Origin of the sequence: Sphingobacterium puteale (assembly GCF_003627955.1) — a bacterium.
GTDB lineage: Bacteria > Bacteroidota > Bacteroidia > Sphingobacteriales > Sphingobacteriaceae > Sphingobacterium > Sphingobacterium puteale.
This window is the reverse complement of sequence record NZ_RBWS01000001.1, coordinates 1-23,315: the sequence shown is the minus strand read 5'-3', so window position 1 is coordinate 23,315 and position 23,315 is coordinate 1. Positions and strand designations below refer to the sequence as shown.

At 40.7% G+C, this 23,315-nt stretch carries 20 protein-coding genes; 13 read left to right on the top strand and 7 right to left on the bottom strand.

Going from position 1 to position 23,315, the window contains the following annotated elements:
• On the top strand, nucleotides 1-957 hold the full coding sequence (locus tag D7322_RS00100; protein WP_121120469.1) for an HlyD family secretion protein: 957 nt from the start codon (nucleotides 1-3) through the stop codon (nucleotides 955-957).
• An 11-nt stretch (nucleotides 958-968) separates the two neighbouring features.
• Nucleotides 969-2,147, top strand: coding sequence for an ABC transporter permease (locus D7322_RS00095; RefSeq protein ID WP_121121200.1), 1,179 nt, complete (start codon nucleotides 969-971; stop codon nucleotides 2,145-2,147).
• Between the two features lie 78 nt (nucleotides 2,148-2,225).
• On the opposite strand, the gene D7322_RS00090 is transcribed toward D7322_RS00095, so the two are convergent.
• The 3 genes from D7322_RS00090 to D7322_RS00080 all read right to left on the bottom strand — a co-directional run bounded on the left by D7322_RS00090 (nucleotide 2,226) and on the right by D7322_RS00080 (nucleotide 7,021).
• Nucleotides 2,226-3,230, bottom strand: a complete 1,005-nt coding sequence (locus D7322_RS00090; protein WP_121120468.1) for an FKBP-type peptidyl-prolyl cis-trans isomerase — start codon at nucleotides 3,228-3,230, stop codon at nucleotides 2,226-2,228.
• Between the two features lie 23 nt (nucleotides 3,231-3,253).
• A complete protein-coding gene (locus tag D7322_RS00085) occupies nucleotides 3,254-4,264 on the bottom strand; it encodes a DHH family phosphoesterase (protein ID WP_121120467.1) in 1,011 nt (336 codons plus the stop codon).
• A 117-nt stretch (nucleotides 4,265-4,381) separates the two neighbouring features.
• Complete coding sequence (locus D7322_RS00080; RefSeq protein ID WP_121120466.1) at nucleotides 4,382-7,021, bottom strand: SMP-30/gluconolactonase/LRE family protein; 2,640 nt, start codon at nucleotides 7,019-7,021, stop codon at nucleotides 4,382-4,384.
• 274 nt (nucleotides 7,022-7,295) lie between these two features.
• Between D7322_RS00080 and D7322_RS00075 the strand changes: the two genes are divergently transcribed.
• The 5 genes from D7322_RS00075 to D7322_RS00055 all read left to right on the top strand — a co-directional run bounded on the left by D7322_RS00075 (nucleotide 7,296) and on the right by D7322_RS00055 (nucleotide 13,524).
• On the top strand, nucleotides 7,296-7,685 hold the full coding sequence (locus D7322_RS00075; RefSeq protein ID WP_104383986.1) for a DUF423 domain-containing protein: 390 nt from the start codon (nucleotides 7,296-7,298) through the stop codon (nucleotides 7,683-7,685).
• A 146-nt stretch (nucleotides 7,686-7,831) separates the two neighbouring features.
• Nucleotides 7,832-10,315, top strand: a complete 2,484-nt coding sequence (gene priA / locus D7322_RS00070; RefSeq protein ID WP_121120465.1) for a replication restart helicase PriA — start codon at nucleotides 7,832-7,834, stop codon at nucleotides 10,313-10,315.
• A gap of 223 nt (nucleotides 10,316-10,538) precedes the next feature.
• Complete coding sequence (locus tag D7322_RS00065) at nucleotides 10,539-11,195, top strand: protein-L-isoaspartate(D-aspartate) O-methyltransferase (RefSeq protein ID WP_121120464.1); 657 nt, start codon at nucleotides 10,539-10,541, stop codon at nucleotides 11,193-11,195.
• A gap of 34 nt (nucleotides 11,196-11,229) precedes the next feature.
• The gene (locus D7322_RS00060; protein WP_183078568.1) at nucleotides 11,230-13,053 is read left to right on the top strand and encodes a MutS-related protein; all 1,824 of its coding nucleotides are present in this window, start codon (nucleotides 11,230-11,232) and stop codon (nucleotides 13,051-13,053) included.
• A 69-nt stretch (nucleotides 13,054-13,122) separates the two neighbouring features.
• Nucleotides 13,123-13,524, top strand: coding sequence for an acyl-CoA thioesterase (locus tag D7322_RS00055; RefSeq protein ID WP_121120462.1), 402 nt, complete (start codon nucleotides 13,123-13,125; stop codon nucleotides 13,522-13,524).
• An 81-nt stretch (nucleotides 13,525-13,605) separates the two neighbouring features.
• Here D7322_RS00055 and D7322_RS00050 read toward each other — a convergent pair whose 3' ends face one another.
• Together D7322_RS00050 and D7322_RS00045 are read right to left on the bottom strand one after the other, a co-directional pair.
• Nucleotides 13,606-13,980, bottom strand: a complete 375-nt coding sequence (locus tag D7322_RS00050) for a DUF779 domain-containing protein (RefSeq protein ID WP_121120461.1) — start codon at nucleotides 13,978-13,980, stop codon at nucleotides 13,606-13,608.
• Between the two features lie 2 nt (nucleotides 13,981-13,982).
• Nucleotides 13,983-15,485 (bottom strand): aldehyde dehydrogenase family protein, encoded by a 1,503-nt coding sequence (locus tag D7322_RS00045; RefSeq protein WP_121120460.1) that lies wholly within the window; start codon nucleotides 15,483-15,485, stop codon nucleotides 13,983-13,985.
• Nucleotides 15,486-15,683: 198 nt separating this feature from the next.
• On the opposite strand from D7322_RS00045, the gene D7322_RS00040 reads away from it, so the two are divergent.
• On the top strand, nucleotides 15,684-16,586 hold the full coding sequence (locus D7322_RS00040) for an AraC family transcriptional regulator (protein WP_121120459.1): 903 nt from the start codon (nucleotides 15,684-15,686) through the stop codon (nucleotides 16,584-16,586).
• A 5-nt stretch (nucleotides 16,587-16,591) separates the two neighbouring features.
• Here D7322_RS00040 and smpB read toward each other — a convergent pair whose 3' ends face one another.
• A complete protein-coding gene (smpB, locus tag D7322_RS00035) occupies nucleotides 16,592-17,047 on the bottom strand; it encodes an SsrA-binding protein SmpB (protein WP_108635088.1) in 456 nt (151 codons plus the stop codon).
• Between the two features lie 411 nt (nucleotides 17,048-17,458).
• Between smpB and spt the strand changes: the two genes are divergently transcribed.
• Genes spt through D7322_RS00010 form a run of 5 tightly spaced genes read left to right on the top strand, consistent with a single transcriptional unit; the run spans nucleotide 17,459 to nucleotide 21,882 of the window.
• A complete protein-coding gene (gene spt / locus D7322_RS00030) occupies nucleotides 17,459-18,658 on the top strand; it encodes a serine palmitoyltransferase (RefSeq protein WP_121120458.1) in 1,200 nt (399 codons plus the stop codon).
• A 13-nt stretch (nucleotides 18,659-18,671) separates the two neighbouring features.
• Nucleotides 18,672-19,793 (top strand): hypothetical protein, encoded by a 1,122-nt coding sequence (locus tag D7322_RS00025; RefSeq protein ID WP_121120457.1) that lies wholly within the window; start codon nucleotides 18,672-18,674, stop codon nucleotides 19,791-19,793.
• Complete coding sequence (locus tag D7322_RS00020; protein WP_121120456.1) at nucleotides 19,790-20,782, top strand: NAD-dependent epimerase/dehydratase family protein; 993 nt, start codon at nucleotides 19,790-19,792, stop codon at nucleotides 20,780-20,782. The genes D7322_RS00025 and D7322_RS00020 overlap by 4 nt, the downstream gene beginning before the upstream one ends.
• A 9-nt stretch (nucleotides 20,783-20,791) precedes the next feature.
• Entirely contained in the window at nucleotides 20,792-21,484 is a 693-nt protein-coding gene (locus D7322_RS00015; RefSeq protein ID WP_121120455.1) for a CDP-alcohol phosphatidyltransferase family protein, read from the top strand.
• Between the two features lie 2 nt (nucleotides 21,485-21,486).
• Nucleotides 21,487-21,882, top strand: coding sequence for a GtrA family protein (locus tag D7322_RS00010; RefSeq protein WP_121120454.1), 396 nt, complete (start codon nucleotides 21,487-21,489; stop codon nucleotides 21,880-21,882).
• 666 nt (nucleotides 21,883-22,548) lie between these two features.
• Here the strand turns inward: D7322_RS00010 and D7322_RS00005 are convergent.
• The gene (locus tag D7322_RS00005) at nucleotides 22,549-22,767 is read right to left on the bottom strand and encodes a hypothetical protein (protein WP_121120453.1); all 219 of its coding nucleotides are present in this window, start codon (nucleotides 22,765-22,767) and stop codon (nucleotides 22,549-22,551) included.
• Between the last annotated feature and the right edge of the window lie 548 nt (nucleotides 22,768-23,315).

Here is a 23,315-nt window from a genome sequence, read left to right as displayed (position 1 = left end):
ATGAAAAATTTATATGGGATATTATCGTTGTCTATTTTTGTTTCCTGTGCAGATCAAGTGAAAGAAAAACCCATTGAGGGAAAAGTAGAACGTGAGCTGGTGACTGTGGTCACAAAAGTACCCGGAAAAATCGCCAGGATTTTGGTTGAGGAGGGCGACTTTGTCCGCGCAGGCGATACATTGGCTATTTTAAATATTCCTGAGGTAGATGCAAAGGAAGAGCAAGCGAAAGGGGCGCTGCAATCTGCCGACGCACAATATAATATGGCCGTTAAAGGCGCGACCAAAGGACAACTGGTTCAGTTGCAAGCAAAGGTAGATGGCTTGAAAGAGCAATATGAGTTTGCCAAGAAATCAATCAGTCGGCTTGAGGCCTTACTACAGGATAGTCTGATCCCTCAACAGAAGTATGATGAAACCTACGCAAAATATCAGGGCGCTAAAAACCAATACCTCGCTGCTCAGGCAGAAATGGCGGAAGCAAGGGGCGGAGCTCGGCAGGAACAACAGATTATGGCTTTAGGCCAAAAAGAAAGGGCGCTTGGCGCCATGTCTGAGGTGAATGTTGCTGCCCGGGAGAAATATGTGATTGCGCCGCAGGACATGAGCGTAGAAACCATCAATCTCAAAGTGGGTGAACTGGCCATGGCAGGCTACCCCATTGTAAATGGCTTTCTTGACCGTTCTACCTATTTTCGGTTTACACTGCCGGAAAATCAGATCGGGAAACTGCAAAAGGGGGCTGTGGTAACTGTAGAGATACCTTATCGGAGAAACGAAAAGGTATCGGCCAAGATCGTTAGCGTAAAAGCATTGAATTCTTATGCCAATATCGCTTCAGCATATCCAGATTTTGATCCACAGCAAGCAGTCTTTGAATTAAAAGTTGTCCCCGAGGATATGGCTGGAACAAAAGATTTGTTAACAAAAACGCTTGTGGTTCTCCATACGAATTAAAGGGAATGGATGTGAAAAGATTTCTAGAATTAATCCAACGGGAGTTTAGACTCTTTTTTAACAATAAGGTGTTGTTAATGCTCTTTTTAGGCGCACCAGTATTGTATGGTATTCTGATTGGTCATGTGTACCAACAGGGAAAGGTCACTGAAATGCCTGTCATTGTTGTTGATGAAGACAATAGCCCCTTAAGTAGTTCATTTATAGATATGCTTTCGGACAATGAAAGCATTCGGGTGGCGAAGGTATTACCTTCTTTGTTTGATTCGAAGGATGTTGCGATCCAATACGATGCAACAACCATTGTTCATGTTCCCAAGGGCTTTGCTTCGGGGGTACAACAGAGCCGTCTACCCGAGGTGACCGTATTTGTTGATGGTGCGAATACGTTGACCTCCAATACGGCGTTAATGGCCGTCAACGTCTGTGCGATGACGATGAAAGCGGGTATTCAGATTCAGGCGCAAATGAAGCGTGGTGTACCGGCAAAGGTAGCAGCTCAACAGTATGAACCGTTTAAGACAACGATAATTAAGCAAAATATTCGAAGCGGTAATTACCTCTATTTTATGTTGCCCGGAGTATTGATAACCGTACTGCAACAGGTCTTGTTACTGGGCTTGGCATTATCTTTTTCTTCGGAGTTTGAGGGAAATACATTCCCTGATCTTGTTCGGAAAATTTCCAATCCGATTGGACTTATTCTCGTCAAGATATTGCCTTATGTATTGATGTCTATCGGAATATTGCTGTTGTATTGGGGGTTTGGGAAATATTATCGAATGCCACTGCATGCCGACTTTGGCCGTTTTATGTTATGCACTTTCGTGTTTTTGCTGGCGGTTTGCTTTATTGGCGTCTTAGTGAGTATGATTTTGCCTTCTCAATTGAAATCAACGGAGGTTTTGATGGTGATCGCAACACCCGCTTTTATCCTGAGCGGTTTTACATGGCCTTCTAGTCTAATGCCCGGCTGGGTGCAGGGGATTGCCAATGTGATTCCTTCGACACATTATCTCCGGATTTTTAGATTGATGTTTATACAACATGCCGAAAACTACCATACCAATAAAGCGCTATGGGCATTGACGATCATTATGGTCGTCTGTTTTGTCCTGGCAGTTGTTGTACTTTGGTGGAAGATAAGGAAGTTAAAGCAGGCTGATAAGCGGAAACAGGTTCAGCCCTAATAAAAACAGCGTAAACAAAAGAGCCGTTCCAACATCTGGAACGGCTCTTTTGTTTGTTAGCGAGTTTATTCTGCTAAGTTATTTTTTAGCTGCCGGAGCTTTTGTCGCAGGGGCAGTTGCTGTTGGAGCTACTGTTCCCGGAGTTGTGGGCGCTGGCGCAGGAACTTTTCCTGGTTTGATATCCAATACCTCTACTTCAAACACCAATGGGGCATAAGGGGGGATTTTACCTGATGGACGGTCGCCGTAGGCCAAAGAAGAAGGAATAACTAAAGTCGCTTTGGTACCTTTGTTGAACAACTGGAATGCTTCAGTCCATCCCGGGATAACACCGTCAACACCCAATTGGAATTTCAATGCTTCGTAAGGGCGTTGTGGCATAAAGATTTTCTCTTTTTTCGCAACATCCGGAAGGTTAGTATCAAATACAAGTCCTGTAGTCAATGAACCTACGTAGTTTACATGGATAGAATCACCTACTTTAGCATTTGCTCCTGTTCCGGGTTTCGTGATCACATATTGAAGGCCTGAAGCTGTTTTTGTTGTTTTCAAGTTTTTATCCTTGATGTATTTCTCCAATTTTGCAGGCTCAGCAGCTTTGTGTTTGTTCAATTCTTCTTCAAAGTATTTTTGAACTTGCTCACCCAATTGTTGATCTGTTAATTTTCCTTTTTTGAAGTGTTTTTTCACTTTGATCGAGAACACTAAGAATTTGTCAGCAAATTCTGGTTTGGGTTGGTGCGTTTTCGCAGCCATGGAATCCAAGTTGATTTTGAATACCAAGCTATCACCTTCACCGACATATTTGAATAAACCTGTTGGATCACCTGGATTTTTTGCGATAACGCTGTCTGGATATAATTGAACGATCTGAGGAATGCCCATTTCGTAAGTGCTGCTCATTACAGAATCTCTATCTGTTGATTGTACAATGTCAATAGCTAATAAATCGCCAGATACTGCTTTTTCTTTTGCATTATCATCCACGATTTTATACTCAAGACCACCTTCAGCCTTTTTGAATTTTTGGCATGACGTCATCAAAAGACCGGCAGCCGCGAAAAATAGAATTGCTTTCTTCATTTTCTAATGTATGTTACGATATCTTATTTTGTTAATATTTCTTTATAATTTGGTAAAATGGATTTGAATTTTGCGATCACAACATCCAGACTATCTTTCGAATTTCCGCCGGAAGCATTGAGATGACCGCCGCCGTTGAAATACAATTTACAGATTTCATTACAGGGAACTTCTCCAATCGATCGCAAAGATAGTTTAATTTGTTCATTTCTGTCAATAATTAACGCAGCTAATCGAATTCCTTTGATGGAAAGTGCATAATTGACCAAACCTTCGGTGTCTCCAGTAATGACCTGAAATTGATTGAGGTCTTCTTTGGTTACATGAATGACAGCAGTATTATACTCGTGGATGACTTCGAGACGGTTAAGCAGACAAAAGCCGAGGAACTTGAGACGGCTTTCCGAAGAACTGTTGTAAATTTCTTCATGGATCGCCCAGTTTTGTGCGCCACAGTCGATCAAAGTCGCAATGATACGGTGGATTTCGGAGGTGGTGGAGCGAAAGCGGAAAGAGCCAGTATCGGTCATAATACCGGTATAAAGACAAGTTGCCATATCCGCACTGATACTGTCCCCATCTTGCATCTCATTCACCAAAAAACGGTAGATTAATTGCGCGGTTGCAGCTGCTGAAGGATCCCAAAAGGCATAATCTTCGAATCCTTCCGGATCTAGGTGATGATCAATCATGCATTTAATTCCTTTTGCCCCGCGGATAGGGTCTCCCATCTCATGAATACGGGCCAGACCGTTGAAATCCAGACAGAATAATATATCTGCTGTCTCAATCTGCTGATTATGTAAGATAATATTTTGCGTATAAATCTGCACCTTTTCCAAGCCGGGCAACCAGTCTAAAAAAGCAGGGAAATCTGATGGTACGATTAGATTAACATGGTGTCCCTTTGCGGTTAACCAAAAATATAATCCCAACGATGAACCCAATGCATCTCCGTCCGGCTTGTAATGTGTAGTGATTACAATACGCTTTGGTTCCGCCAATAATTCTTTTAATTCTTCCGATTTTAGCATAGTCATATTAAGTCTGCAAACCTACTATAAAAAATTTAGATTAGACAAATTTTTTATAAAGATCTTTTGCATCTTATTTTGTTTTGTTTGGGGTTTAAAAAATTGATTTACAAGTTTTTAAAATTTGTAAACATAAACCTTAAAATCCTTTTTCATGCAAATCAAATAATTCGCATTGTCGCCATAGTTAATCGGTCCATAATAGAACTTTGAAAAGCCTTCCATTGGAAATCCTTCTTGTACCAAACCATCCGATCCAAAAACATAAATCATACGATTGTCAGTGCCGACTCCCAATACATCGGATTTACCGATACGTTTAAAAAATAGGGGCCTGTTGCTCGCATCTTCAATGAATTTATATTCAAAATAGGAAGAGGAGTCTCTTGCGCTATAGGCATTCAATTTATTGTTGGCTAAAATGATAAAATCCCGATCGGCACCACCACTAATATCTTCGAAATTAAAGAATACATTCCTGCCCCAGTTACCTAGTTTTATTTTTTTTGCTTCACCTTCAAAAGGTACTTTAAAAACACTGCCTTTATTATCGGCGACATAGACAAACGAATTTTTTTCATCTGAAGCAGCAACTAAACCGATCGGGTTTTTAACACTTTCACCGTCGGTATCCAGGGTTTGCTTTCGGATAATTTTGCCATTTTCATTGAAAAAATAAACCGAAGCTGTACTGGTACCTGCTATCACGTAATTCGTCTGCCCCAAAGTGGTAGTTTTGAGGTCAAAAAGAATGCGACTATCTACGGTATTATTTTCCATTCCCTCTACTTTTTTGCCATCTAAGGTGTAAGCTAAAATACGATCCGTAGCCGGGATGTAGATCCGTTGTTCTTTATTGAAGTTGGTTACTGTGGCACCATAGCTTGCGGTAGAAGGCAGTTCGACCGAAAAGCCGCTCACATTTTTCCCATCAGGCCTAATCCGATACAGCCGACTTTTGGTGACAATGACAATACTGAGATCTTGTAATTGAATCGGTTCACCCAAAATCTCGCCCTGGAAAAGGTTTTGCCAAAGTTCCTTTCCATCTGGTGAAAACGCATGTACTGTATGATCCTGTTCCTGGATCATGATGAATTTGTTTTTACCATCCTGATCCAGAATCCAGGGCTTATTGATGATACGGTTTTCAAGCTGGACAGTCCATTCCGGTTTTCCGCCCAGGCGTGTATCACTTTTATAAAGTCCATATAAGCTGGATGCGAATGTGCCTTGATTGCCGCTTAGCTGGTACGACCAAGAATAAAAGTTTTGAAAACCAAATTGCTCCTCATCTTTAAAATTCTTTGCATAGTCGGATTTTAGGTTATCCAAAATAGTGCTTTTAGCTGCTTTGGGTTCCAAATAAAAGGTGACGTTGCTGCGGCTATTTTGTAAAGCTGCGTGATTTTTGAAAATAGCAGTGCCCGATAAAAATTGCTTTTCACGGAATGCTTCGCGATAGTCCCGCAGGATTCCTGTTCTGCTTGCGACAACCATAATATTGTCAACGATGGTAAAATAGGGCCTTGTGAAACCCTTGAACGGTTCACCAAAAGAGGCATATAAGAGGTGAGAATATTTAAATTGATGGATTGAGTCACCTACTGAAGAACTGAATTTCTTGAAGTTATTTGCAAATAAGCTGGAATCCGATAAGCTGATTAATCCAAGTACATCTTGATTATCCAATTCAGCCAGTGCAAATTCGTCGTTGAAGAGCGGTGTGATGACGCTATCAAAGGAAATTTTAGTATCATCTTCGAAATTTTTTACGTTCTTGCTTATACGGTCATATTCTTTTTGCTGGATTAACAGCTCTTTTAATCCTGAATGAAAGCTGGCTGCATCTGAAATGCTGAAATCAATATATGAAGCCGCATTTTTTGGTAAGTAATTTCCTAATGCCTGAACTTGGGGTGTTTGATTGGCAAATAATTGAAGATAGCTGTTTTTACTTCCTGTAAGATCTGTTTCACCCTTGAAGATCAGCGCATCCTGTTTAAAATTCATATTCCAGGAGGTTTGCCCCTTCAGGGAATCGATTAAATTGAGGTAATTGCCAAATTTTGATTTCATCAATATCTGGGCAACCTGCGCGAGCTGGTCATTGAAAAAATACAGACTGAGGGGTGTATTTTTATTGTTATGATTGACAAAGAACTCAATCTGTTTTGTATTTATTTTTCGGATATTCTTGTCGAAAATTTGTGCGAGAACCTGTTTTGAATAACTGGCAAAAACAATTTCATGTGAATAGGCACAATAGAGCGTGCTGTCTTTTATTCCCTTATTGAGACCGAAGAATCGTTGACCTAAGGTGTCAAATGGTTGCACCTTGTAATTGTTCCCGATCTGTCCGATAAGTGCCCCCAGTGAATTATTGTCCAGACTTTGGCCAACCTGAACACTATAAAGTGGTGTTATCTGATCTTTTTCCCGGTGAAAAGACAACAAGATTTGTTGACCAGTAACGAAGGGGCTGAGTTGTTCACTTTGCAGTAATTCTCCTTTTAATCGTTCGAGATCACCAAAATTTGCTTGTCCCAGGATGGCTTTAAATAATTCGTACTCATTAAATATTGTGTCTACAGTCTCGTCGTTGGCGAAAGATGCAATGGCCAGGGTGTTTTCTGGTAAATATTGTAAGGCCTTTGAATCCTGTTTGTTGTTTTTATTAAAATCTCCGAAAAGATAGATCGTTGCCGCAATGACGGCTATGAATAATAAAATAGTGATGACTATTGTTTTTTTCATCAGAATAAATATTTTTATGGCTGCTCACCTGCCATGGTAATACATGAGCGTATTTCTTTCGATTTGCTTTTATGATGGTAATGAGGCTGTCATTTACATGAAACTCAGGATGGATCCATCTATAAAACAAACCTAATAAAAATATGCGGGAAGCGCTAGAAGATCATCCCGATAATGGGGCTTTGTAATATAAATTTAACAAAATATTCCTTATTTTGTTCGGTTTTTAATACATTTATCGGAGAAACACGTTTTCAGCATTCACTTTATTATAATGAATAAGAGAATCATTTTAGCCGCTTCTTTATTAGGAGCATTAGCTGTAATATTAGGGGCCTTTGGTGCCCACGGTCTAGAAGGAAAGGTAAGTGCATATCATATCGAAACTTGGAAAACTGCAAATCAGTATCATTTCTATCATACCTTTGCATTGCTATTTTTATCTACTTTTTCGCGTGCAAAAACCTATTCAATTAAAGTGTCTTTTATCGCCTTTATTGTCGGTATTATCTTTTTTTCGGGCTCGCTATATGTTCTTAGTATCAGGGAGATAACCGGTTTTGGGAATCCCGCCATCTTGGGGCCTATCACTCCTTTGGGGGGGCTATCATTGATCATTGGGTGGATTGCCTTATTTGTGGCCGCGTTAAAGAACAAATCATAACCCTGCTGTTTGCATAAAATAAAGCGCACGAGCTTTAAAAATATGGAGCCTTCCCAAGACTAGTCGGGGAAGGCTTTCTTTTTGAAGGATGACTTCGCTGTTCTTTCTACGGCTTTTTTTGTATTTTTATCCCATAATAAGAAATTATGTCCAATCCGCAATCTTCGATTTTTAGTGAAAGAGATACCTTGTTCATTGATGTGGTTCTACCGTTGGCTCTAGCAAGAACATACACCTACCGTATTCCGGCAGATTGGAATGATCGGGTACAGGTTGGGATTCGGGTCATTGTGCAATTTGGACGAAATAAAATTTATTCGGCTGTGGTGAAATCTGTCAGCAAAGAAGCACCACTAAAATACGAAGCAAAGTATATTTTAGATATCATTGATGACAAACCCATTGTCAATCTGGCTCAGTTTAAATTGTGGGATTGGTTGGCAGATTACTATATGTGTAGTTTGGGTGAAGTCATGCAAGCTGCTCTTCCAGCGGCATTAAAATTGGCAAGTGAAACAAAAGTAGCGTCGTCGATAACAGAGGAATTTGACCGATCAACGCTATCTGATAAAGAGTACCTCATTATTGAGGCGCTGGAGGTGGCGGGGGAACTTAAGGTCAATGATATCGTCAAGTTACTGGGGCAGAAGACTGTATTTCCGATCTTAAAACAATTGTTTGACAAAGGTATCATCCTTATTTCGGAGGAAATTACAGAAAGGTATAAACCTAAAACGAAAGCATTTCTGCGTTTTGCTCCGGACTTTAGAAATGAGAATGCAAAGCGGGAACTTTTGGATAGTCTTAACCGTGCGCCTAAACAGCAGGATGCGGTTCTGGCATTTATGCAGCTCGTCAAGAAAACGGAGGAGATTACTCGGCCCATGCTGGCAGAGGCCTCAGGCTGCGGTAATGCGGCGATCACAGCTTTGATCGATAAAGGAGTATTTGAAATAAAGGAAAAGGTCGTGTCGAGGTTTCAGGGAGAAGATATCGAACTGGATGCTAATTTTCAGTTTAATGAAAACCAACAAAGAGCCTATACGGAAATTAACGCATCTTTTGAAGAAAAAGAGGTGACGCTTTTGCACGGTGTGACAGCCTCGGGTAAAACCCAGATTTACATCCGGCTGATCGAACAAGCGATAGCGGCAGGGAAATCGGCGTTGTATCTTTTGCCGGAGATTGCATTGACGGCACAAATTACAGCGCGTCTAAAACTGCATTTTGGTGATAAGCTCGGGGTTTATCATTCTAAATTTAATGACAACGAACGGGCCGAAGTCTGGCATAAAGTAATGAAGAACGAATTTCAGGTCGTTATTGGCGCCCGTTCCTCTGTATTTCTTCCATTTCAGGATCTGGGAATTATTATTATCGATGAAGAACATGAGAGCTCATACAAGCAATTTGATCCTGCACCACGCTACCATGCTCGGGATACGGCCATTTATTTAGGATTTTTGCATCAGACTAAGGTGCTGTTGGGGTCTGCAACACCATCGTTGGAAAGTTATTATAACGCAAAAGCAAAGAAATACGGATTTGTACAGTTATTGGAGCGTTTTGGTAATGCGCAATTGCCCAGTGTCGAACTGGTCAATATTCCCGAAGAAGGGCGAAAAGAAAATATGTTCTCCTATTTCTCAGGTACGCTGTTAAAAGCGATTGAAGAGGCTGTTAAAAATAAGGAACAGGTTATTCTGTTTCAGAATAGACGTGGACACACCACCATGATCCAGTGCAATACCTGCGGTTTTGTAGCCAAATGTGTGAATTGCGATGTCAGTTTGACGTATCACAAAAGCTCCAACATGATGCATTGCCATTACTGTGGACACGTCGAACCGCCGCTTCGGGTCTGCCCAGCTTGTGGCATGCCGCATATTGAAAGTAAAGGGTTTGGAACAGAACGGGTGGAAGAGGAGCTGGAATTGCTGATGCCGGAGATTCGTATTGGACGGTTGGATCTGGATTCCACCAAAGGAAAGTATGGATTTGACAAGATAATTACGGCCTTTGATGAGCACGAGTTTGATGTGCTGATCGGTACTCAGATGGTCGCCAAAGGGCTTGATTTTGGACGTGTCAGCTTAATCGGAGTGGTTAATGCGGATACAATTATTAATTTCCCTGATTTTCGCGCTTATGAGCGTTCTTTCTCCCTGTTTTCCCAAGTTGCTGGTCGGGCTGGTCGCAGGGAAGCCGGAGGACGAGTAATTATCCAAAGTTATACCACCAATCATAGGGTCTTGGAGCAGGTCGTTAACAATGATTATGAGGGGATGTTTATGACGGAAATCACAGAGCGGAAGAATTATCTTTACCCTCCATTTTATAGGCTTATCCGTATTGATATTAAGCATATTGATTTCCAAAAATGTTATGATTCTGCCAATCGTTTTGCTTCGGCACTACGCCAGCAACTTGGTGCAAGAGTTCTGGGCCCCGAACCGCCACTGGTCTCCCGGGTACGGAATAATTTTATTCAGACCATTACCCTCAAGATTGAACGGACAAATATCAGTATTGCCAAAGTAAAGGAATTGATCCGCTCCGTTTTATTGGAATTTGAGCTTGATAAGACCAATAGCGGTGTTCGTGTGCAGGTCGATGTCGATCCTTATTAAGATTGCAGCTTTTTATGCTTACCCTGGAAGAATCATGTCGTAATTATTCCGAAACCAAAGCGATAGTCATTTTTAATCTGCTGTTGCTGTTTGGATTAGGCCTTTTTGAGGTAACGCAGCCTTGTTCTGTATTCGGTATTCGCCATCATGTATTGGCTTGATGTTAAATGATTTGTGAATAGTTCGACTATATATCCCTTTTTAAAAGTAAATTTGAAATATCATGGCGTATAAGTTTATTGATAATTATCGGGAAAGAGGTGCACGCAAGAAATTGGTCGAGCATCTAAAAGGAAGAGGTATTGAGGACCAAAAAGTATTGGAAGCCATTGGAAAGGTACCACGCCATTTCTTTTTTGATGAAACGTTTTGGAATCAGGCTTATCGGGATATTGCTTTTCCTATCGGTGACGGGCAGACGATATCACAACCCTATACTGTCGCTTATCAATCCGAATTGCTCCACGTGAAAAAAGGAGATAAGGTTCTGGAAATAGGAACTGGATCAGGCTATCAAACTTGTATTTTACTTGAACTTGGCGCTGACGTATATACCATAGAACGTCAGGAGAATCTTTATCAACGGACAATTCAGGTTCTGCCCTATATGGGGTATAAGGCAAATTTTTTTCTAGGTGATGGTTCCAAAGGTATTGTAGAGCATGCCCCTTACGACAAAATTATTGTGACTGCGGGAGCCCCATTTGTGCCTGAAATCATGCTGAAACAGTTAAAAATAGGGGGGATTTTCGTTATTCCGGTGGGAGACGAGAAGTCTCAAAAAATGGTAACAATAATTCGTGTGGGAGAAAATGATTTTGATCGAATAGAATTAGATACCTTCCGTTTTGTGCCTTTGGTGGGCGATCAGGCCTGGTAGTTGAATGATTAATGGAATAAAAAATTATTTAGGAATGATTCCAATAGCTACATTATATGCGCAAAAGCATCAGGAAATTGCGGCAACGGTCTTAAAATTAAATAAGCAGGTGAATACCCTGAGTTTAACCCGACTCTTTGTCATTCTTGGCGGTGGAGCGCTGTTGTTTTATACTTTTCAGTTGGAAAGTCTACCCCTGGTGTTCTTTTGTTTCTTTGCTTTGCTATTCCTTTTTGCTTATTTGGTGCGCCGGCAAAGTAAACTGGAACTTCAGAAAAATTATTTTGAAGCCTATTTAAAGGTGCTTTCCAACGAACAGACCATAGCGGAAGGGAAAGCGAACATGTATGCCCATGGCGAGCAATTTGAAGATGGCAACCATCCTTATAGTTCGGATATGGATGTATTTGGATCCTATTCTTTGTTTGCCCAATTGAACCGTTCGACAACGAAGCAGGGTATTGACCTTCTGGCCTCTTGGTTCAGTGCTCCTTTGGATAAGGAGCAGATCTGGCGCAATCAGGAAGCCTCGAAAGAATTGGAAAATGAATCCGAATGGATCTGGGATTTTCAGGCAAAACTGCTGGCAAACCTAAATCATAAGCTGGATATTAAGGCTTTTTTGTCCAATTATTTTCAAGATCGGAATTTTAACTTTGGAAACGGCTTCATGCGCATGTATGTCAAGGTTGGTCCGGCTTTATTTGCGGTGGCGCTCATTGGAAGTTTTTTTATTCCCAAATTTGCGGCTGTCGCCACCATATTGGGCCTGTTTCATGTGCTTTGGGCTTTTGCCAAAGCAGGTAACATAAGTTTATTCTCCTCAAGAATCGACAAGATAGGTGGAATGCTGGGATCCTATGCCGATGCCATACAGGCTATTGAAAGCCATTCATGGAAGTCTGCATCGCTACAGGAAATGGCGAATGAATTAAAGCAAGGGAATCATGCTGAACCTATTTCAAAAGCGTTTAAAAAACTCGCTGCACTGATCAATAATCTGGATGCGCGAAATAATGTGTTCGTTGGTCTATTTCTGAATCTATTTTTGCTTTGGGATTTTAGACAGGTATTGGCGATTATAGATTGGAAAAATAAGTATGAAAAGGAAATTCTGAATTCATTTGATACCCTGGCAAAAGTGGAGGCCGTGAATAGTCTGGCCATCTGGAAAAGAAACCATCCAACTTATATTTACCCGGTTATCTTAAACCGTCCTAATGAAGATAAGATTGAAGCACAAGGCGTTTTCCATCCGCTGATTCCGAGCGAACAGGTTGTTGCCAATGATTATACAAGTATGGATCATCGGGTTGCATTGGTCACCGGATCCAATATGGCGGGAAAAAGTACATTCTTGCGGACAATTGGAATAAATGCAGTTCTGGCTTATGCCGGAGCCAGCGTTGCCGCTACAACATTTCGGCTGCCGATTTATAAGCTTATATCCTATATGCGTATACGGGATAATCTGAATGAAAGTACCTCTACCTTCAAGGCAGAGCTCAATCGAATGAAATTTATATTAGATACAGTCGCTTACTCTACGGATAGTTTCTTCCTGATTGATGAAATGCTACGTGGTACAAATTCGGTGGACAAGTATTTGGGATCCCGCGCGATTATCAAAAAATTAGTCCGCTTGGATGGGAAAGGAATGGTGGCTACGCATGATTTGCAGTTGTCCAGCTTGGAACAGGAGTTTCCGGGAGAAATCAAAAATTATCATTTTGACATTCAGGTGGACGAAGGGCAGATGCTGTTTGACTATAAATTGAAGACCGGAGAATGTAAGATCTTTAATGCCTCGCTGTTATTAAAGGGTATAGGGGTGGATATCGAAGAAAATATGGGATAAAAATGACTCAATTGTTTTGGGATAGCCTTACATTTGTGTCCTCTTAAATCGACAAAATTAAAACAATAAATGACTTTACAAGAACGTATTGATTTATCGGAAACGCATGTATGTACAACAGTATTTCCTTTTCTGACAAATCATCACGATACCTTATTCGGCGGTAAGGCGATGTCCATTATGGATGAAGTGTCTTTCATGGCGGCTACGAGATTCTGCCGCAAAACTTTAGTGACTGTGTCCACCGACCGTATTGATTTCAATAAGGCAATTCCTTCGGGAAGTATTATTGAAGCAATCGCACGTGTCCAAAATGTCGGGCGTACTAGTCTCAAGGTGAAAGTTGAAATATTTTTGGAGCACATGTATAAAGAAGGACGCGAAATGGCCATAGAAGGTGTTTTTACCTTTGTTGCTTTGGATGAAAATAAGCAGCCAATTCCTGTCTTAGAGGGGCTAGATATAGAATGATCTTCCTAATTTAACTGGGATGCTTTTGTTTGCGATGGCAAAGATTTAAAACGGGTGGAGTAATCCACCCGTTTTCTGTGTTTATTCACTACGTTTGACCGGACTAAGTTCTTTTAACTCTTCTTCCGTAAAGAGCCGATAATGTACTTTAAAGGTTTTTCCTAACGGTGTTTCCAATGAAAAACCACCGGGGCCAAAACCTTCCAGCACATCGAGGGTGAAATGCGCATGTTTCCAGTACTCGAACAAATCCCGGTCTACCCAAAACTCATATCCCTCAACCAATCCGATCATGGCATCATTCATCCTCGGAAAATATCCCTCTTTTTCGAAACATTGAGGTTGAGTACCTTCACAGCAGCCACCTGCCTGATAAAACATCAATGGGCCGTGTTGTGCTTCAAGTGTATGAATGAGCTCCTTGGCTTTGTCCGTACTATCTATTCTGTTGGCCATTGTTAAAAGAACCCTAGTTTTTCTTTGCTGTATGAAATTAACATATTTTTTGCCTGACGATAATGAGCAAGCATCATCTTATGATTTTCTCTACCGATTCCCGATTGCTTGTAGCCTCCGAATGGGGCACCTGCTGGGTAGGAGTGGTATTGATTGACCCATACGCGACCAGCCTGGATGGCGCGTGGAACCTGATAAAGCTGATGTGCATCTCTGGTCCATACACCGGCTCCAAGGCCATATATGGTGTCGTTGGCAATAGCTATGGCCTCTTGCTCATCTTTGAACGTTGTAACAGCCAAGACCGGACCAAAAATCTCCTCCTGGAAAATACGCATCTTATTATTCCCCTTGAATAGCGTTGGTTTGATGTAATAACCTTCTTCAAAACCTGCCCCGACATTATTTTCGTCTCCGCCGGTTAGCACTTCTGCTCCTTCTTGTTTACCCAGTGTGATATAAGACATGATTTTGTCTTTTTGAATTTTGGAAGCTTGGGCTCCCATCATTGTTGTCGGATCCAATGGGTCGCCAACTTTGATCTGATTGACCCGATCAATAACACGTGCAATAAACTTATCGTAGATATCCTCCTGGATCAATAAACGCGAGGGACATGTACATATTTCTCCCTGATTAAGGGCAAATAAAACAGCCCCTTCGATCGCTTTGTCCAAGAACGCATCGTCAGCATCCATGACAGAGCTGAAGAATATGTTTGGGGATTTTCCACCCAATTCCAATGTCACGGGGATAATATTTTCTGTAGCGTATTGCATGACCAATCGGCCCGTTGCTGTGGAACCTGTAAAGGCTGCCTTCGCAACTTTTGGATTTGTTACCAAAGCCCTGCCCAGTTCGGACCCAAAGCCATTGACAATATTTACCACGCCAGGAGGTATCAGGTCGCCAATAATTTCCATGAGGACCAGAATTGATGCGGGTGTACTTTCTGCCGGTTTTAAAACAACGGTATTTCCGGCAGCAAGAGCTGGAGCAAGTTTCCATACCGCCATTAAAATTGGGAAGTTCCATGGAATGATCTGTGCAATGACGCCTATCGGTTCGTGCACAATGAGGGAAACGGTATTGCTGTCTAATTCGGTTATTGATCCCTCTTCTGCGCGGATTACTCCCGCAAAGTATCTAAAATGATCAATGGCAAGCGGGATATCCGCATTTAGCGTTTCACGTACCGCTTTTCCGTTATCTATGGTTTCTACGGCAGCAATATATTCCAGGTTAGCCTCGATGCGGTCTGCAATTTTGTTGAGAATAATGCTGCGTTCGGTTGCCGATGTTTTCCCCCAGGTTTCAAAGGCTTTGGACGCCGTATCAACTGCCAGATCGAGATCTTCTTTCGTTGAATGCGCTACCTGGGTATATACTTTACCATCCACCGGCGAGATGTTGTCAAAATATTTTCCCTGGATCGGGGCAATAAATTTACCGCCAATGTAATTGTCGTATCGTTCTTTGAACGATGGTCTTTGAATTACGCTCATATGATTTATTATTACTTATTTTTAATCCCTTCTTATCAAAGTTAGCCAGCAATTATTCAATACCATAGCATTATTGATGCAAAGCATAGCAGCATCGTTGCAGCGCAGCAAAGCATATTATTCCAGGATACCCCGAAACAAATGCTCGATTTTTTTGTTATATTTGATTGATTTCCAATTATATTTAGTTGATACGATATGAAGGATAGTACACGGATTCACACATTGCCATTTTCTCAGGGAAGGGAACTCAGTACGCTGGTAGAAAACCGCCGTGCATTTACATTGGATAGCCTGGAACTGAATATATTTGAGACATATCGTGTGTCTGAATATGTACCCCTGCGGTTTGATGACCTGGTCATGATCAATATGATTCAAGGGAAGAAAATTATGCACCTGGATCATATGAAAGCTTTCGACTATCTACCCGGACAGACGATCGTATTGCCAGCCATGGTCGGTATGCATATTGACTTTCCAGAAGCTACGCTGGAGCGGCCTACACAGTGTTCGGCGCTCACTATCCGGAAAGAGAAAATAGAAGCTGTATTGGATTATTTAAATGAATTTTATCCAAAGGAACAGCTGGACCGCTGGTATATTGATCCGGAACTTTTTCATCTTTACAATTCCAACGAAATGGCCGAATTGGTTAATAAATTATTTCAGATTATTATAAGCGAGAATCCGCTTAAAGATGTTTTGGCAGATCTGACATTTAAGGAGCTCACGATTCGATTGCTGCAGTCGCAGTCTCTCGTGGCGTTGAAGGTGGGGAAATCGTGTAATAAGGTACTTGTTCATTTACAAGATTTTATCCGTAGGAATATTACCGAGAAGATATCGATAGACCTATTGGAGAAGGCCGCGCATATGAGCAAGGCCAGTTTGACCAGGATGTTCAACAGAGAACTTGGGCTTAGCCCAATGGAATATGTGATTCAGCAGCGTATTCATAGAGCTAAGCAGTTGTTGCTCTTGACCCGTAATGTTAAGGAGTCCTGTTTTGGGGCAGGATTCAATGATGTCAATTATTTTGTTCGGCTGTTTAAAAATAGGGTCGGCATCACGCCAGGGGCATTTGTCCTGGCGCAATGACAAAGTTAGAATTTCATAACGCGATCAAGCTCACGTTTGACATCTCTTTCCTTTATGTTTTCCCGTTTATCGAAGTCTTTTTTCCCTTGTGCAAGGGCAATTTCAACTTTTGCAAAACCACGTGAGCTGATAAATATGCGCAATGGAACAATTGTAAAACCGCGTTCTTCACCTTTTTCTTTTAATTTCTTAAGTTCTTTTTTTGTCAGCAGAAGCTGGCGGTCGCGTTTTGCTTCATGATTGTAGAATGAACCCATGGAATATTCGGCAATATGCATGTTACGAATGTAAAGTCCATCTTCGAAGAAACTGCAGAAACTATCGTTAATATTTGCTTTTCCCTCCCGTATTGATTTTATTTCTGTGCCTAAAAGTCGAATTCCAGCAACGTATCTGTCCAGTAGATGATACTCAAAAGAAGCTTTTTTATTTTTTATATTGATATCTGAAGATAAAGCCATATATTGTTGTATATTAGTAAGTCTATACCATTGCTAGTGCAATGAACCTAAATGTAACTAATTATAGGATAATTTAAAGTTCGCAAATATAATTATTAAAATTGTCTTATTTTATAGTAGAATTGTGTGGGGAAGATGTTAGGAGAGTATTAAAATAAAATTAACTGTTTTGGGCGGTGTGTTAAAAATATGACTAAATTTAAGTGAAAGTCAGATTATGTTTTCGTATGTTTGCAACGTTTTTTGGAATTATTGTGAATATAGACAACGTAGAATTTCAACTTACATTGTGGATAGAGCAGATTTTTATTCGAAGACAGAGTTTTTTATATAAAAGTCCAATTCGAGAATTTTGTTTGTTACAATAACATCTAAAAGTTAGAAATAGTTTTAGAAATACCTTTTTATCGCATGAGTAAAGGAAAGTTAGGCGAAAAAATATCGCAATTTAAGATTGTAGAGGAGTTAAAAGCTAAGGGCTTATATGCCTATTTTAGGCCTATTCAATCAAAACAAGATACCGAGGTAAAAATCGATGGTAGACGTGTATTGATGTTCGGCTCTAACTCTTATTTAGGGTTAACGACTGATATACGTATTATAAAAGCAGCGCAAGATGCTTTGGAGAAGTATGGTACTGGATGTGCTGGATCGCGTTTCTTAAACGGTACCTTGGATATTCACGTAGAACTGGAAGAAAAACTATCTGCTTATGTAGGTAAAGAGGCCGCGATTCTGTTTAGCACAGGATTCCAATCAAATCTTGGCCCTTTGTCTTGTCTGATGGGCCGTAACGATTATATTTTGCTGGATGAACGTGATCACGCATCTATTATTGATGGAAGCCGTTTATCATTTGCGAAGGTGATCAAATACGGTCACAACAATATGGACGATCTGCGCGCTAAATTATCCAGATTGCCTGAAGAAAGCGCAAAACTAATTTGTACGGACGGTATCTTTAGTATGGAAGGTGATATTGTTAACTTACCAGAACTCACTACGATAGCCAATGAGTTTGATGCTGCCGTTATGGTGGACGATGCGCATAGCTTGGGTGTTATTGGGCACAAAGGCGCTGGTACAGCGTCGCATTTTGGGCTTAATAACGATGTAGATTTGATCATGGGTACGTTTAGTAAATCATTAGCTTCTTTAGGTGGATTCGTAGCGGGCGATGCTGATGTGATTGATTTCTTGAAACACAATGCACGTTCAGTAATGTTTAGTGCGTCGATGACGCCAGCCTCTGTTGCTTCTACATTGAAAGCGCTGGAGATTATTCAAAATGAACCTGAACACATTGAAAAATTATGGAAAAATACAGATTACGCCAAAGCGCAATTATTAGACCATGGTTTTGATCTAGGCGCTACGGAAAGCCCTATTTTGCCAATATTTATTCGTAGTAATGAAAAAACTTTCTGGGTGACTAAAATGCTCCAAGATGATGGTGTATTTGTTAACCCGGTAGTTTCTCCGGCAGTTCCTGCGGAGGAGTCTTTGATTCGTTTTTCATTGATGGCGACACATACTTATGACCAAATCGATGAAGCAATTGAGAAGATGGTTAAAGTATTCAAACAAGCTGAAGTTGAAACATTAATATAAAATCTAATCGTATATGATTCAGATTGTACCCGTTGAAACAAAGAAACAAAAACGGCTGTTTATAGATTTCCCTCATAGCCTCTATGCGGGAAATCCTAATTATGTACCGGCCTTATTTCTTGAACAATTCGATTTGCTTTCCCCTGACAAGCATCCCTTTTACAAACATTCTCAAGCACAACCCTTTCTAGCTTTTCGTAATGATGAGATCGTTGGCCGAATCTGCGCGATTTGGAACAACAACCACAACGCCTTTAATCATGTCAATGAAGGGCAATGGGGATTTTTTGATTGTATCGATGATCAGGAGGTGGCTAATGCTTTGTTTGAAACTGCTGAGAAATGGGTAAAAGCTAAAGGTGGAGATACCATCGTCGGCCCCATCAATTTATCAACCAATGATACGGTAGGGCTTTTGGTTGAGGGTTTTGATAGGCCACCAGTAGCGATGATGCCTTACAATTCACCCTATTACATGGATTTGATTACCAATGCCGGTTATGGACATAAGGTAGATCTTAGGGCGTATCTGGTCATGGAAGAAACTGCCGATAAGCGATCTGTAAAGCTTTTGGATAAGTTGGAGGAACGTTTAAAAAGGTCAGGAATTACATTACGCCAATTTAATGTAAAGGATTTTAAAAACGAAGCTGCTAAGGTTCGTGATATCTATAATAGAGCTTGGGATAAAAATTCAGGATTCGTTCCGATGACGGAAGATGAATTTAACTATACGGCTAAAGATCTGAAGATGATCCTCGATCCACGTTTTGCCATTGTGGCCGAAAAAGACGGGGAGCTCGTTGGTTTTGGCTTAGGTATCCCCGATATCAATCAAATTCTTATCAAAGTAAAGAAAGGCCGTTTACTTCCTACGGGTATTTTTAAGTTGTTGTTCGGAAAGAAAAAAATTAATTTGCTACGGGTATTGATGTTGGGTGTATTGGAAGATTATCGCAAGCTTGGAATTGAAGCCTGTTTGTATGGCCGGATTATTAAAGAATCGAAAGGTTCCAATATAAAAGGGGCTGAATGTTCGTGGATGTTGGAGCATAATTACATGATGAACCATGCCATTGAACAAATGAATGGAGAATTGTACAAACGTTATCGTTTGTATCAAAAATCATTATGATAGAAAAAATATTAATCACTGGAGCGAGTGGTTTTGTGGGTTATCATTTGACAAGGGCGGCGAAGGAAGCAGGAATGGAAGTTCATGCTGCCGTTAGAAAGTCGAGTGATGTTTCAGAAATTCGTTCTGTTGTGGATAAATTTGTTTATCCTGATTTCACTGATGAAGCTTCCATCAAAGCTTTATTGGAATCGGAAAACTATACCTATGTTGTGCATGCGGCGGCAATGACGCGTGCCAAACGCGAAGAAGATTTAGACAAGGTCAATGTTGGTTATACCAAAAACTTGGCGTCGGCTTGTTTTTCATTGAAAAACCCAATCCGCAGATTTGTATTTGTAAGTAGTCTTGCAGCCATAGGGCCTGTTCCTTATGCATCCAATTTAATTGATGAATGTAATCCCTACTGCCCAGTGACAGCTTATGGTCGAAGCAAAAGTAAGGCGGAACTCGCATTGAGCGAGTTTGATGATCAACCAGTGACAATTTTGCGGCCAACAGCAGTATATGGCCCCAGAGAGAAAGATATTTTTATTCTTTTCAAGACAATGAACGGTGGAATGGATGCCTATGTCGGAAAATCTCCTCAAAAGCTAAGCTTTATTTATGTGACGGATCTAGTCCAAGCGATTTTAAACGCCTGTCGTTTTGATCAAGGTGGGAAAAATAGCTATAATCTAAGTGATGGGCACATTTATGATCGTTATGAAATGGCCAAAATTTTTAAAGAGTTCACGCAGAAGAAAATGATCAGGATGCATATTCCCTTGGGGATTGTCAAAGCAGTGGCTGTAATCTTTGAACGTGTATATAAAAATTCTAAAACAATACCTGTACTATATCCAGAGCGACTGAATGAACTTACAGCAGAAAACTGGGGCTGTGATATTTCATTGGCTCAAAGCCAAATACAATACCAACCTAAATATAATTTGAAAGCGGGCTTAATGGAGGCACTGGCTTGGTATAAAGAAAATAAATGGTTATAATCACAGATAATGAGTGAGTTTAAAATAAATAAAAAGCTTTTTCAAGATCGAAAAAGAACAAATATCCTGAGTGAACCCGAACAAAAGTTGATTACGTACCTCGTGCCGAGGGTTCCGAATTGGATTACTTCTGATGGCCTTACGGCGATCGGTTTTTTGGGATCCCTGATGGTTTTAGGTAGTTTTTTACTAGCAGAATATGTTGATATCCGGTATTTACTTTTAGGTATTCCTGGTTTTTTTGTACAATGGTTTGGTGATTCATTGGATGGACGTATTGCATTTTATAGGAATAAATCACGCCGTTGGTATGGATTTGCACTCGATATTGTAATGGATTGGATCAGTACGGTATTTATCGGATTGGGATATGTACTCTATACGACAGGTGATTATAAATATCTCGGCTTTACTTTGGTCTCCTTATATGGATGGGCGATGATTATATCCCAACTTCGGTATAGAATTACTGATAAGTATACTATAGATGCCGGAATCTTGGGCCCGACAGAAATACGTGTAATTATTTCCTTGGTGATGTTATTGGAGGTATTGATACCCGGTTCCATTAATTGGTGTGTATTTGTGATTTGCCTGTTGCTTTTTATTATTAATGCAAATGATACACGTCTGTTGTTAAAATTGGGGGATGCGAAGGATAAGGAAGATAAATTGAAAAAACAACAAGAGGAGGCGGGCTAAATATGTCTTCAAGAGTTGTTACTTTTCTAAAAGCACAACTATCCGCTTTTCTGGGCGGATTGTTTGATTTTGGTGTATATTCCGCCTGTTATAAACTGTTACATATTAGCGCACCTTTCTCCAACGCAATCAGTGGGAGCCTTGGCGCTGTCGTAAATTTTCTGATCAATCGGTATTGGTCTTTTGGTAGCACTCAAAATTCTGTTGGTAGCCAGTTATGGAAGTTTGTGATTGTTGTCAGTGGCAGTATTCTGCTTAAATCTACCGGTATACATTTTCTGGTGGATGTCTACCGTTTTAATTTCTTGTTTTCGAAGCTACTTGTTGAGTTGCTTGTCTCCTTAGGTTTTAATTATACACTTCAACGTTTTTGGGTTTTTAAAGCCAATAAACAATAAGTTTTCCGTACAGGTTCGTTGGTTTTTCTAAAATTATCCTACCATTTATAGTTAAACGATTTTGCGAAAAAAAATGACTCTTGCTTGAGTCCAGCGCTTGAATATCAGCTATACCTGTTTGTATTATTGACTCTATTTGCAATGATATCTATAGAATTATAACATGCTCTTTCTTGGTTGTTATTAACATTACTGCCATATTAAGTTTTGGTGTTACCGAAAAAAAGTATAGTCTATCATCTAATGATCTCTTAATTAAAGTCGGCTTGAGATAGAGTGGGAAGTCTCTGTTCTGGGGCTGGCCAACTGGGGGGGGCGGCGGACACTATTTCCCCTTCATAAAGCAAATAAGTTAACCATTATATCGCTATTAAAACGGTATTTATAAGTGCTTAGCAGGAATTCCTTCCTGTTAAAGATTAACTGAAGAAGATAGAGACGTGTTATTATGTGTTGATTTAGTAAAAACAATTCCCTGTAGCGAGTAATTCTGTCTATGATCCACCCATTGTTACCCGTATTTATGGATAAGTTTAGTATTAGCTTAGCGGTAAATTAAATTTAAGTTAGCTATCCCTTAGGTATAGTTTAGATTTTACCTAAGCAAAACCTAAACTAAACCTAACTAAAACCTAAGTAAAAGCATAACTTTTCCTTGAGCTATTACTATTGTTTTCCATAGGCTATCGAATTGAAATTTTCGGGTTGTTCCTCGCGCCTTGATCCCACGAAGAGCCCGGTCTGGAAGGGAATATCCGTCTGTTTTTCCGTTGTCCACCCGCACCGTCCGTGCTGCAATCTTTGCCGGATCAGCGTATTGCCACCGGGCCTCCAGCTTCCTTGCCCTTTCCGGATTCCGGGCGAGTGCCGGGAGGCTGCTGACATTCTTCGGTTCCGCCTGTGCCCCGGAGTGCTCTATAATCCGCGGAGCGGGATTTCACGGCGTTCTGTATCCTCTTCCAGTCCTCCGGTCGCCGCCCCGGTCTCCCGTTGTACCCCAGAGTCTGCCGCAGATCCGCGGATAACCGGCCTTTCGTCCCCCGGCGCCCCCAGGATCCTGTTTCACAAAAATAATCCCCCAAGTTCACAGCCAGTTAGCGGCAAAACGAAATAAATAAGAACAAAAGTCTTGGAAGTTTGTTATTAAACTCCCTATCTTTGCACCACTCCGCAAGGGAGGGACGGTTACCGCGAGAGCAGGTATTCATGAAAAAAGAAGGGTTTAACGAGAGTTAAACGCGGAAATCGAAAAAAGGGAAAAGAAAAAAAACTTTAAAAGTTTTTTGGAAGTTCCGAAAAGATTTCTACCTTTGCAGTCCCAACGGAAACGAAGGGAAACAAAAAAAGATAAAGAGGGGCTGGTGCCCATCGGAATATAGCGGATACGGAAGTTGAAGCGAGAGAAGTTCTTTAAGAAAACACAATCATGTAAG

Excerpts from the sequence above, each read along its gene's own strand:
- D7322_RS00080 (WP_121120466.1), bottom strand. The coding sequence starts at position 7,021 with ATGAAAAAAACAATAGTCATCACTATTTTATTATTCATAGCCGTCATT.
- D7322_RS00015 (WP_121120455.1), top strand. The coding sequence starts at position 20,792 with ATGAGTGAGTTTAAAATAAATAAAAAGCTTTTTCAAGATCGAAAAAGA.
- D7322_RS00065 (WP_121120464.1), top strand. The coding sequence starts at position 10,539 with ATGGCGTATAAGTTTATTGATAATTATCGGGAAAGAGGTGCACGCAAG.
- D7322_RS00040 (WP_121120459.1), top strand. The coding sequence starts at position 15,684 with ATGAAGGATAGTACACGGATTCACACATTGCCATTTTCTCAGGGAAGG.
- D7322_RS00045 (WP_121120460.1), bottom strand. The coding sequence starts at position 15,485 with ATGAGCGTAATTCAAAGACCATCGTTCAAAGAACGATACGACAATTAC.
- D7322_RS00090 (WP_121120468.1), bottom strand. The coding sequence starts at position 3,230 with ATGAAGAAAGCAATTCTATTTTTCGCGGCTGCCGGTCTTTTGATGACG.
- D7322_RS00050 (WP_121120461.1), bottom strand. The coding sequence starts at position 13,980 with ATGGCCAACAGAATAGATAGTACGGACAAAGCCAAGGAGCTCATTCAT.
- D7322_RS00060 (WP_183078568.1), top strand. The coding sequence starts at position 11,230 with ATGATTCCAATAGCTACATTATATGCGCAAAAGCATCAGGAAATTGCG.
- spt (WP_121120458.1), top strand. The coding sequence starts at position 17,459 with ATGAGTAAAGGAAAGTTAGGCGAAAAAATATCGCAATTTAAGATTGTA.
- D7322_RS00085 (WP_121120467.1), bottom strand. The coding sequence starts at position 4,264 with ATGCTAAAATCGGAAGAATTAAAAGAATTATTGGCGGAACCAAAGCGT.
- priA (WP_121120465.1), top strand. The coding sequence starts at position 7,832 with ATGTCCAATCCGCAATCTTCGATTTTTAGTGAAAGAGATACCTTGTTC.
- D7322_RS00100 (WP_121120469.1), top strand. The coding sequence starts at position 1 with ATGAAAAATTTATATGGGATATTATCGTTGTCTATTTTTGTTTCCTGT.
- smpB (WP_108635088.1), bottom strand. The coding sequence starts at position 17,047 with ATGGCTTTATCTTCAGATATCAATATAAAAAATAAAAAAGCTTCTTTT.
- D7322_RS00005 (WP_121120453.1), bottom strand. The coding sequence starts at position 22,767 with ATGTCAGCAGCCTCCCGGCACTCGCCCGGAATCCGGAAAGGGCAAGGA.
- D7322_RS00010 (WP_121120454.1), top strand. The coding sequence starts at position 21,487 with ATGTCTTCAAGAGTTGTTACTTTTCTAAAAGCACAACTATCCGCTTTT.
- D7322_RS00020 (WP_121120456.1), top strand. The coding sequence starts at position 19,790 with ATGATAGAAAAAATATTAATCACTGGAGCGAGTGGTTTTGTGGGTTAT.
- D7322_RS00055 (WP_121120462.1), top strand. The coding sequence starts at position 13,123 with ATGACTTTACAAGAACGTATTGATTTATCGGAAACGCATGTATGTACA.
- D7322_RS00025 (WP_121120457.1), top strand. The coding sequence starts at position 18,672 with ATGATTCAGATTGTACCCGTTGAAACAAAGAAACAAAAACGGCTGTTT.
- D7322_RS00075 (WP_104383986.1), top strand. The coding sequence starts at position 7,296 with ATGAATAAGAGAATCATTTTAGCCGCTTCTTTATTAGGAGCATTAGCT.